Annotated in this window: 1 protein-coding gene; it reads right to left on the bottom strand. The window is 69.5% G+C overall.

Annotated features, from left to right (window positions below; all coding sequences use genetic code 11):
• Positions 1 to 298 (bottom strand): L-arabinose isomerase family protein (locus tag OB08_RS16690; RefSeq protein ID WP_461476734.1); only part of this gene is annotated, 298 nt, incomplete at both ends.

The following is a 298-nucleotide window of genomic DNA, read 5'->3' as shown; positions in this document are numbered from 1 at the left end:
ATCGGATGCCGCATCCACCGCCTCGACGAGCTCGTTGACGCCCCACGTGTTCACCTGCACGCCGAAGCGGATCTCGGCCTCGGTCTTGTCGCCCTCGGTGACCGCGACGTAGCGCATGTTGTCGCCGAAGCGGGCGAGCTTCAGGGTGCGGGCCGCGGTCCATCCGGCCGCGGCGCGCTCCCAGTCCTCGATCTGAGACACGACAGCCGGGTTGGAGACGTGACCGACGACGGTCTTGCGCGCCACTCTCAGGCGGGTCTGGATGTAGCCGAACTCGCGGTCGCCGTGCGCGGCCTGG

This window comes from Microbacterium sp. HJ5, from assembly GCF_054824025.1.
This window is presented reverse-complemented; position numbering and strand designations above follow the sequence as displayed.